10 protein-coding genes and 1 pseudogene are annotated in these 10,580 nt (G+C 37.0%); 8 read left to right on the top strand and 3 right to left on the bottom strand.

Going from position 1 to position 10,580, the window contains the following annotated elements; all coding sequences use genetic code 11:
- Positions 1 to 472: 472 nt before the first annotated feature.
- Positions 473 to 1,447: an Npun_F2552 family protein gene (locus ACIR310F_RS0114345; RefSeq protein ID WP_028084413.1), complete on the bottom strand. Its 975-nt coding sequence runs from the start codon at positions 1,445 to 1,447 to the stop codon at positions 473 to 475.
- Between the two features lie 149 nt (positions 1,448 to 1,596).
- A complete protein-coding gene (locus ACIR310F_RS0114350; RefSeq protein WP_028084414.1) occupies positions 1,597 to 2,199 on the bottom strand; it encodes a DUF3318 domain-containing protein in 603 nt (200 codons plus the stop codon).
- Between the two features lie 89 nt (positions 2,200 to 2,288).
- On the opposite strand from ACIR310F_RS0114350, the gene ACIR310F_RS0114355 reads away from it, so the two are divergent.
- The 5 genes from ACIR310F_RS0114355 (at position 2,289) to ACIR310F_RS0114375 (ending at position 5,524) form a co-directional block, all read left to right on the top strand.
- Positions 2,289 to 2,534, top strand: a complete 246-nt coding sequence (locus ACIR310F_RS0114355) for a hypothetical protein (RefSeq protein WP_028084415.1) — start codon at positions 2,289 to 2,291, stop codon at positions 2,532 to 2,534.
- A gap of 126 nt (positions 2,535 to 2,660) precedes the next feature.
- Positions 2,661 to 3,341 (top strand): 2-C-methyl-D-erythritol 4-phosphate cytidylyltransferase, encoded by a 681-nt coding sequence (gene ispD, locus ACIR310F_RS0114360; RefSeq protein WP_028084416.1) that lies wholly within the window; start codon positions 2,661 to 2,663, stop codon positions 3,339 to 3,341.
- Positions 3,342 to 3,428: 87 nt separating this feature from the next.
- Complete coding sequence (gene scpB / locus ACIR310F_RS0114365; protein WP_028084417.1) at positions 3,429 to 3,968, top strand: SMC-Scp complex subunit ScpB; 540 nt, start codon at positions 3,429 to 3,431, stop codon at positions 3,966 to 3,968.
- A gap of 129 nt (positions 3,969 to 4,097) precedes the next feature.
- Positions 4,098 to 4,442 carry a DUF760 domain-containing protein gene (locus tag ACIR310F_RS0114370; protein ID WP_028084418.1) on the top strand — a complete coding sequence of 115 codons (345 nt, stop codon included), beginning with the start codon at positions 4,098 to 4,100 and terminating at the stop codon, positions 4,440 to 4,442.
- 200 nt (positions 4,443 to 4,642) lie between these two features.
- A complete protein-coding gene (locus ACIR310F_RS0114375; RefSeq protein ID WP_028084419.1) occupies positions 4,643 to 5,524 on the top strand; it encodes a LysM peptidoglycan-binding domain-containing M23 family metallopeptidase in 882 nt (293 codons plus the stop codon).
- A 101-nt stretch (positions 5,525 to 5,625) separates the two neighbouring features.
- Here the strand turns inward: ACIR310F_RS0114375 and ACIR310F_RS0114380 are convergent, their stop codons facing one another.
- Positions 5,626 to 5,862, bottom strand: a complete 237-nt coding sequence (locus ACIR310F_RS0114380) for a hypothetical protein (protein ID WP_028084420.1) — start codon at positions 5,860 to 5,862, stop codon at positions 5,626 to 5,628.
- Positions 5,863 to 6,099: 237 nt separating this feature from the next.
- Here ACIR310F_RS0114380 and ACIR310F_RS0114385 point away from each other — a divergent pair, with 237 nt between their 5' ends.
- The 3 genes and pseudogenes from ACIR310F_RS0114385 to ACIR310F_RS0114395 form a co-directional block, all read left to right on the top strand.
- The gene (locus ACIR310F_RS0114385) at positions 6,100 to 8,532 is read left to right on the top strand and encodes a DUF1574 family protein (protein WP_028084421.1); all 2,433 of its coding nucleotides are present in this window, start codon (positions 6,100 to 6,102) and stop codon (positions 8,530 to 8,532) included.
- A gap of 82 nt (positions 8,533 to 8,614) precedes the next feature.
- Entirely contained in the window at positions 8,615 to 10,093 is a 1,479-nt protein-coding gene (locus tag ACIR310F_RS0114390; protein ID WP_028084422.1) for an MBOAT family O-acyltransferase, read from the top strand.
- Between the two features lie 178 nt (positions 10,094 to 10,271).
- Positions 10,272 to 10,580, top strand: a pseudogene (locus ACIR310F_RS0114395) (photosystem II q(b) protein); the annotation flags it as partial.

The following is a 10,580-nucleotide window of genomic DNA, read 5'->3' on the forward strand; positions in this document are numbered from 1 at the left end:
CATTGTCTGTCAGCCACATTGTGTTGGTTCACACATAACAACAAAATCATTATTTTAGATCCTGGATACTTTTTCAACAATCATTTACAAAAGTTAATTTAATAATACGTAATATTGGGACTCAGTTATTTAAAACCCTTTGACAGAGGGAAATTAATATGGGTTTAGTCGCAAGAACCAATGAAACTATAGGCATTATGCAATTCTTATTGAGAATACAGATTTTTGTCTAGTTTTTCAAAAGGCTTATTAATCAAGGATTTTAGAGATTTATCTCTGACCTGAATTTCAGCTTTACTATTCAAGTTATTTAATTTATACTCAATATTTTACCGTATATATTACATATTAGAAGCATAGAAATACTCCACTACAATAGACTTTAGTACGGATGAGTGGAGTATACTGCATAAATTCGGACAGGTTGTATCTGATTCCAATACTCCCAGCGTCAAAATTAAATTTAATGATGCTAGGGACTTTTTATATAAGCACTCATGGGTTCTTTGATAAATCGGATGTAAAGATGCCTAAAGGTAGATTTAATCACACGAGGCATGGCAAAATCTATAGGCATTAATTTGTCGGGTAATTGCCAATCTGTAATTTGTAGTAAATCAGGTGATAAATTAGGAAAGTGAATATCATTTAATTCTGGACATATTCCTAATCTTTGAGAAGCTGCAACTGTGGGAACTTGTGCGGGTGCAACCTGGAGAATTTCTAACATTGCTCTATCTAAAGCAAAGACATTACTAGAAGCTGCTAAAATTTCTAAATTCCGAGGTTCTCCACCACTAGGTCCATTACCTTCATGACCAATAATACCATCCAAAATTGTTAAAGTGGGATTAATTGCTCTGGCCGTTTCTACTAACATCTCACCGAATTTATTAGCATCTTTACCAGCTTCTAGATGCCACCAAGCTTTCATTTTACCAGGAACACAACCAAAGAGATTTTTTACTCCCAATGTCAGGGTTAATTGCAGATGAGATTTAACCTTGGGAAGGTTAATCACTACGTCTGCTGACATTGCTTCTTTTGATAAAAGTAAGTGATTGAAATTGTCATTTACTGTTTGATAACGTTTACCATGAAATTCAACCAGTGGTAAATTCAGTTCTGCTAAAATTGGTAATAAACCATTGGCTATTGCTACACCTTTAGCACTACCAAAAGCAGGACTATCTCCTAAAAATGGGTTTCCACCAACTGCAATTACCATTTCAGCAACAGCACGGACTAATTCTGGTCGTGTGGTACATTCTTTTGTAGGCCGAGAAGCTGTGAGCAGGTTAGGTTTGAGTAAAACCCGATTTCCTGGTTTGACAAAGGCAGCCATTCCACCCAAAGGTTCTAGCAGTATTTCCAAAGATTCTTTTAAAGCTTCTTGTTCGTAGGATTTGGCACGAATTAAACTAACAGATGGTTTTGGGGTTTCCATGGGTAATAATGTGCGTAATAATTTGGTGACATGATCATAATATAAAGCAAATGATCATAAAATCAATGTTCCCGGCTTCATCAATTCTATGAGTACAAGAACCGGAAATTATTTATCTAGATAGTGACAGAAAATCGTTAATACTTCTTCTATTGATAATTTTTAGGCATACCAACTGGAGATAAACCGGCGATTACTTTCAAGTTTTGACAACGAATTAATTCACTAAAATTCAGTCCAGAACGCTCTTCTATTTTTGCTACAGTTTCAATGGCTGTTAACAAATGTTCGGCGGCTTCGGTTTCTGAATAACCTCGTCTTTGGGCAATACGAATAGCCGCTATATCAGCATTTAATTTTGATTCCTGAGATCTATTCATGCGCCAAATCTGTATGGCGGCTAAAGCAGTTAATCCCCCAGATATTACCATACCTACTACATCAGACTGCACCGCCTCCACTATTCCCCCCATAAACCCCGCTAAAACTACTCCTTGATAAATATTGGGTTGTAACCATTTTACCCCTGTTAACCAGCAAACCATCTGCAATAGCAGTAAATCCCGTTGGGGTTTTGTTAACCGTCGCCACAAATCGAAATTAATATATATCTGTCTTGATTGACTCAAAGGCAGGGGAAAAGCAGCATCTATTACCTGTTTTTGTTCTGGTTTACTGAGGATTTTCGTCATCATTCGCCCAGAAGCAGGCATGACATCCAATAAACGACGAATTTCAATATTTGATTCCATAGCATCTATTATTAGTCATAATTATCTATGTTCAGTGGCTATTAGGATTACACTTTATATTGATTACACTTTATATACTTTATATTTATATGGACGCTTTTGATCCTCATCCGCCAGAATGGACAAATCAGGCAACTCACGCCTATCAGTTTCATTGTCCTAAATGCTACGCCAGTAGTCGAGAGGCTGTTAATGTCTGGTTAAATAGGCGATCGCCTGTAACTACCGCAGATCGTCGTCGTAAATGGCAAGAATTTTATCATTGTCATTGCGGTTATGTCTGGTGGGCTTGGAGTAATGATCGACCACCAACAAATTTATCTGCGGAAAAATGATTTTTAGATTTTTATCTGATATCCCCGACTTCTCAAAGCAGTCAGGGATCTATCTTCACTAAGACTTTAATGCAACATTTTAATTTAATCTAAATTTAATCTATTAGTTAAATATTTAGGAAAGTTGTGCATTTATTAATTCCCGCAGCCGGAAGTGGCAAAAGAATGGGCGCGAACTGTAATAAACTTTTATTACAGGTACGTTCAAAACCTTTGATTGCTTGGACTTTGTTAGCCGCAGAAGCCGCAAGTTCTATTAGTTGGATAGGAATTGTTTCCCAACCACCCGATTGGGATGATTTTAAATCCATTATCGCTGACTTAAAGCTGAAAAAAACAATAGCATTAATTTCTGGTGGTGCTACTCGTCAAGAGTCGGTTTATAATGGTTTACAGGCATTACCAACTAATGCAGAACAAGTATTAATTCATGATGGCGCTCGTTGTTTAGTAACACCAAATTTATTTGATGCTTGTTCGGACGTAATTCTACATTGTTCTGGTTTAATTGCGGCTGTACCTGTTAAAGATACGATTAAAGTTGTTGATGAAAATGGTATCATTAAAGGCACACCAGAGCGTAAACAATTATGGGCGGCTCAAACTCCCCAAGGGTTTGATGTTAATTTGTTAAAACATTGTCATGCTGAGGGTATTCGTCAAGGTTGGGAAGTTACTGATGATGCGGCTTTGTTTGAAAAATGCGGTCTGGAAGTGCGAATAGTTCCTGGGGAGGAGACTAACTTGAAAATTACCACTCCTCAAGATCTAGCGATCGCTGAATTTATACTTAGTCATAGGGAATAGGTAAGAGGTAAGAGTTTTTTCTAGTGACTAATTTACAAATCTAAAATCCAAAATCTAAAATCCAAAATCCAAAATCCAAAATTCTGAATGGTCAAGAATATATCTATAGCCACAACGATAGAAGCGATTCTTTATTTAAAAGGTAAACCCTTATCTATCAGTGAAATTGCTGAATATGCCAAGTGCGATCGCCCCAGAGCAGAAGCGGGGGTTATCGAACTAATTGAGAATTATGCCCGCAGGGATACGGCCTTGGAAGTCATAGAAACTGAACATGGTTATAGTTTACAACTGCGCTCTGATTTTCATGATTTAGTACAAGTTCTGATACCAGTAGAATTGGGTGTAGGGGCTTTAAGAACATTAGCAGCGATCGCTCTTCATAATCCCATATTACAAAGCGAATTAATTAACATTCGTGGTTCTGGTGCTTATCAGCACGTTCAAGAATTAGTAGAATCTGGTTTTGTTCGCAAACGCCGAGAAAGTGATTCTCGTTCCCATTCCCTGCAAATAACGGCAAAATTTCATCAATACTTTCAAATCGAACAACTTCCCCAGATTTTGACAACTCCAGAAAAAGAACAACAACTAGAACTGAATTTAGAGGATAGTCCCAGCCATTAGAAGTCACCACCACACTAACAAAGTCCAGCTGAGTAGCCTAGCATACATTTTCCCTATTCCTCGTAAAAAATCCGCTAGTTTACTAATATGGTTTAGAGTAGAATTAGCAGTTAAGCTAATAAATCGCCAATGGTGTTTGATCCTGACTTTTTGCATGACGACTCTGAGCAACACCCTAATCAACTTCTGAATGATCGCTTTGGGGACAACCCAAATCAATTACTTAAATACTTACAGCATCAATCTCCCGAAGTTTTAGCCCGTGTCGCCCAATCTGTCAGCCCGGAAATTAAACAAATCATTTCTCAGAATGTCCAAGGACTAGTGGGGATGATGCCGCCAGAGCATTTTCATGTCCAGATTACAACAGATCGGGACAATCTAGCAGGGCTACTAGCCTCGGCAATGATGACGGGCTATTTTCTTCGCCAAATGGAACAGAGAATGCAATTGGAACATTTATCTAATCAATAGTCAATCCCACAGGCGTGTTTATTCATGCCTGTATTTTTATATATAGCAGTTTTAGGCATTGTGGTATCACTGATGACAATTTGCTGTAACCGCTGCAAACCTCTCTCCCCAATGGACAATAGATATAGGCAAAATCTTTATCCTATCTTTAAGAATCCCCAACTAAAATCTAAAAATTAGCGATTTGTGGACTTGTTTACATGAAATTTTCCTATTGTTCACTTTGTTTTCTGACATTTTTTAGCACGTTGGGATTATTATCTACACAGCCGCAATCACAAACCGCCAATGCTCGTCCCATCAATTGTCCAATTCCAGTTTTAGCTCGTATTCAACGTCATCAAGTAAGTCCTGGTGAAACTTTAGCAGCTATAGCCAGTCGCTATCATCTCGCACCGGAAACAATTATCGCTATGAATCCATCGGTGAGCAAGGGCGTGGTAACTGCCGGAACAATACTACAAATTCCCCCTTTTAATGGTATGGTTGTGGAAATTCCTGCCCATCAAAGTTGGCGACAAATAGCATCCAAGTATCAAGTTCTCCCGGATACGGTATTTGAAATTAATGGTTGTCAGAAAAACCCTAAATTTGTCTTTTTGCCAGTCATTCCAGGTGTAAAATTTGCCGAAAAGGTAGTGACAAAAACTGACATACCAGGGAAGAATACTGGTAAAATTACTGGTTATCCTCTCCCTAATACTACAAGTGTGACCTTAGGTTATGGTTGGAACTATCACCCCGTGACAAAGGAGGCTGTTTTTCACAGTGGGGTAGATTTATTAGCACCTGTAGGTACTCCTGTGGTAGCGATCGCTCCTGGAATCGTCGTTTTTGCCAAGGAACAGGGTAGTTATGGCAAGTTAGTCATTATTAACCATGCAGATGGCTTACAAAGCCGTTACGCCCAACTTGACGGCATTAAAGTTACTCTAGGTCAAAAGGTCAATCAAGGCCATGTTCTGGGAACAGTTGGAACTACAGGACAACCTACTTCTATTCAACCCCATCTTCATTTTGAAATCCGTGTTAACGGGTTTCTGGGTTGGGAAGCCAAAGATCCCAAAGGATTTTCAATTTAAACTCTGTCCATTTTCAAACATCGAGTTTTTCACAAGTTATTGCTGATCATTAACACAGGTGAATTTCACGATACCATTGGAAATTTTTTAGGTATAAATTTCTAATCCTGGTCTAATTTGTGATCCTCTGGAAAACTGAGGACAGGCAAGCGATCACCGCGAAATAATTCTTCACTTGCCTCTCCCAGGCTTACTAAAGCCTCACTAGTGGCTTTCTGAGCTATGAGCAATATCAATATAGATACTGTACCAGCTTGCAAAAAACAAGACAGGGGAATGGTAAATGGAATTAAATTTAATCTAGATTGAGAAAAGAACTGTTGGTTTCCAAGTGACATTGTAATTCTTAATAGTTAGTAAATGAATAAATTTTTTGAGCTTTTTTTCGCGCTTTTTCCCAGTCTCTAACGTAATAGCATTATCTTTGTATTTTTGTCAATTTTGCCAGCCGTGCAGCTAACGAAATTGTCAAAAAACCACTAACGTGCGATAATCCTATAGTTATGGCTGAGGTTATAGCTGACAATTACAGGCAAAATCCTTCAGTACACCTTTTTTGTTAAATTTCACTACCCATGAAAACGGTATTATTTAAATTATTTAATCCTCAGCAATTTTTAGCACCATCTACAAGTCATGTAATAAATATAAATACTTACGTAACTAAAGTCAAATTATTAGATAATGACCTCTATATTCTCCATGAAAGTGTTGAATGTTCACAAGGTTGGCAAAACTTGTTGGAGTTATTGCAACCACTAGAAGAAAGCAATGTAGACAGCCTGACTAATGATCATCAATCCTCAAGATACCAAGTATTAGTTTATGGTCGCAAACAAGGTGAAGACATTCCCCAATGGTGTTATAGATTGTACTTAAATCAACTGCATCAACATTTAGAACAGGTAGAAAAATCATTATTTGCAGGGACAGAAACACCCACAGACTTAGATGGTTCACTAATGATCACAGATGAGAGTTTGGCACACCAAAAAGATACAAAGCTAGATTGGCTGTCGCACCTCAATTTGACACCTTCAGAGGTGATGTTAAAACCATGGGATGATTGGGAAAATGTGCCAGCGATCGCTAGAATATTGAAAACATCTGCTATCCAGGTGATGCTAATTCCCACAGAAGATTTATTAGATATTATCTGTGATCATCCCATTTGTCCTACACTCTATCAAGTCTCTAGGAAATTTACTCAATTTATTATCCGCGAACTGCAAATTTCTGCTATTAGTGGTTTTTCTATTGATGTTCGTCGGTCCGCTGATAAAGAACTGATGTGGTTTCATGGACTTAATATGGTAGAACGTTCCCGACTAGTCCCCGCAGAGACACTGAAATTTGCTGCAATATCTGAATATGTAAGTTACCAGATTACTGATCAGACTCGTGAACCAATTCTATGTCCTAATTCAAGAAGTGAGCAAGTACAAAATTTAGGCAAAAAAATAGGAAAAAATTGGGCAGCAAGGCTCAATAAAAAAATCAACCAATTACTTTTAAACAGCCAATTATTTATAACATTTAATCAGGACACAAATCAAAACCTTGATCATAAAGATCATAAAGGAATTGGTGGTGGTATGATTTGGCTGGGATTAGGATTACTTCTAGCTTTACAAAGTGATTTGATATTAAGTTATATCTTAGCACGTTCTCTTAAAAGTTATCCCCAAGTTAGTGTTAGTAACAATATTGTTTCACCTTTACCCTTAGTATCTCAGCCATCTTTGCCAGGAGAAAATAATCAAACAAGACCGGTTTCAAATCAATCAGTAACACCGAAATCACTTAATCATAATCAATCTACTTTTAATGCTTCTGGATTTATCAATGATCATGATACTAATTTCCCAGTTGCACCATTAACAGAAAACGCCGCCGCTACAGCTATTCTATTAACAGCCCGATCACAAATGCCCAGTTTTAATGCTAGGCAATTAGATGAGCAATTAGCTCTATATAAACAGCGGTTAGCTATGAAAAAACGCCCACCTGATGTCTTAATTGTTGGTTCTTCCCGCGCCCTCAGAGGAGTTGACCCCCTAGCCCTTTCTAGGGCTTTAGTCAGCCAAGGTCATAGCAATCTTGATATATTTAACTTTGGCATTAATGGAGCAACAGCCCAAGTTGTTGACTGTCTGATTCGTCAGATTTTAGAACCTGAAGAACTTCCCAAACTGATTTTATGGGCTGATGGTTCTCGCGCTTTTAATAATGGAAGACAAGATATTACTTTCAATGCAATTGCTGTCTCACAAGGATATAAACAAATATTACAGAAAACTAGAACAAGAGTAAATACTGATGCAGTCAATAAAAATAAGGAAGGTTTTCTAGTAAATATTACCAATAAATCAGCAAGAAAAGATATTAACATCTATCAAGTAGCTGATAGTTGGCTAAATGAGTCTTTATCTGGATTATCTGCTAGTTATAAAAACCGTGAACAAATTAAAACTCTTCTGCAAAAAAAATTTGAAAATATACCTTTTAGTTATCAATATCCTCAAGTTAAATCACAAGTTAAACTCACAAGTTATTCCGCAATAACTAATTCTCTACAAGGAGTTGATTTTGACGGATTTCTACCTATATCTGTTCGATTTAATCCGGCTACATATTATCAAAAATATCCAAAAGTTTCTGGAGATTACGACAATGATTATAAATCTTTCCAGCTTGCAGGTAAACAAGATCAGGCATTTCGTTCAGTGTTAGAGTTTACTAAAAAAAATAATATCTCCTTGGTATTTGTAAATATGCCTCTGACTTTAGATTATTTAGATCCGGTTCGCACAAAGTATGAACAGCAGTTTCACAAGCATTTGTTAAAATTTACAAGTGATCCTCATTTTATTTACCGTGATTTAAGTCAACTATGGCCAACAGCAAGTAATTACTTTTCTGATCCCAGTCATATTAACCGTTATGGTGCTTATGAAGTTTCAAAAAAGTTGGCTCTAGATCCAATTATTTCCTGGACAAAAAAGTAATTAAATGGAAAAATAGCAAGGTGTATTATCTTGTTTTTCTCCTGTCTATAGTTCAAAACTATTAATAATTAGTAATTAAGCAATGAAGTTCATATCAATTTTGTATGGGATTTTTCTGTTAAGTGTTTTGGTAATTTACTGGAATGTTTATTTAGCAAATTTCCGATTATGGATTCTCTTAATAGCCAGTATTCTGTTTTACTCATCTTTGCACATTCGATATTTACCATTACTTTTAATACTAACTTTTATCAACTTCCGCTTAGGTTTAGGAATTAGCAATAATACCTCATCAAACAAGCATTCTCAAGACTCGCATTTATCTGAGAAGGAATTGCATCGAAATCGGCGAAATCTATTATGGATTGGTATAGTTTTTAATCTTTTTATTCTCTTAGGTTTTAAGTATATCAATCATCTACAAAATTTATTTTTTCATCTGTTTAATCACTCGGATGAATCATTGACTAAGGTAGTTTCTCCCTTGGGAATTTCTTTCTTTACATTTGAATGTATTGCTTATTTGATAGATGTCTATCGTGGTGATCCTGCTGCGGCTAATTTTATAAAATTTGCCACATATAAATTATTTTTTGCTAAACTTATTTCTGGACCAATTACTCGTTATCATCATCTGGAATTTCAATTCAATACACTACAATTTCCTAGTATTGATAGGACGGCTGAAGGACTGTGGTTAATTGCGCGAGGTGCGGTTAAAAAAGGAATTTTCGCTGATAATCTCGGCATATTTGTTGATTTATGTTTTGGTAATTTACAAAGAGCAGGTAGCACTGATTTATGGTTAGCTACTTTTGCTTATGGACTACAGTTATATTTAGATTTTAATGGTTACGTAGATATTGCTCGTGGTAGTGCTTTACTGTTCGGTTTAGTTTTACCAGAAAATTTTAATTTCCCCTACTTTAGTACCAGTATTTCAGATTTTTGGCGACGTTGGCACATTACATTAGGTGATTGGTTGCGTCATTATCTTTACTTTCCTTTAGGTGGTTCTCGACGCGGATTGATACGTAACTGCGGAAATTTATTGATAGTAATGCTATTAGCTGGGATTTGGCACGGTTCAGCCTGGGGTTTTATTGTTTGGGGTATATTCCATGGTATCGCTTTAGTAGTTCATCGTCTCACGGCTGTTTTAAGCGATCGCTTGACAATTCTTAACCTATTTTGGCAAAACCCACTCGGAATAATCTACGCTTGGCTGTTAACACAAATCATGGTTTTCACATCTTGGATTTGGTTTCGTCTCCCCAACCTCCAGGACTCTAGTTTAGTTATACAGCATCTTTGGGGTTATCCTGCTGATCAACAATTTGCGGAAAAGGTTTATGCAGAAGCTCTCAATAGCACTCAATATCAAATTTTTTACTTATTAGCGAGTATAACTCTGCTAATGACTGTATCATATAGCTTCAAAGGAAGGATGAAATTAGATTTTAGCTGGCCAATGAAGATCGTTCTCGTCCCCTTATGCTTTTACGCAGTTTGGTTATTAGCTCCTCAAGGGAGTTTACCTTATATCTACTTTGATTTTTAGAGGAATTATCTGCTCGAATCAAGTTCTTAATATACCTAATTACATGAGAAAAACATATAACTGACATAACTAATACTAATCTTAATTATCTTTACAAATTTCAACTTATCCTTTAATGTAGTATTCAGGTAGGCAAAACAACCTACTAAACATCATACGAACATAAAGCACTCATAAAATGACCACCACCTTACAACAGCGCCAAAGCGCCAACGTATGGGATCGCTTCTGCGAATTCATCACCAGCACCGAGAACCGCTTATACATCGGTTGGTTCGGAGTATTGATGATCCCTACCCTGTTAGCTGCTACAACCTGCTTCATCATTGCTTTCATCGCTGCTCCTCCCGTTGACATTGACGGTATCCGTGAGCCAGTTGCAGGTTCTTTACTATACGGAAATAACATCATTTCCGGCGCAGTAGTTCCTTCCTCTAACGCTATCGGTTTACACTTCTACCCAATTTGGGAAGCAGCTTCTTTAGAT

Origin of the sequence: Dolichospermum circinale AWQC310F, assembly GCF_000426925.1 — a bacterium.
GTDB classification, from domain to species: Bacteria; Cyanobacteriota; Cyanobacteriia; order Cyanobacteriales; family Nostocaceae; genus Dolichospermum; species Dolichospermum circinale.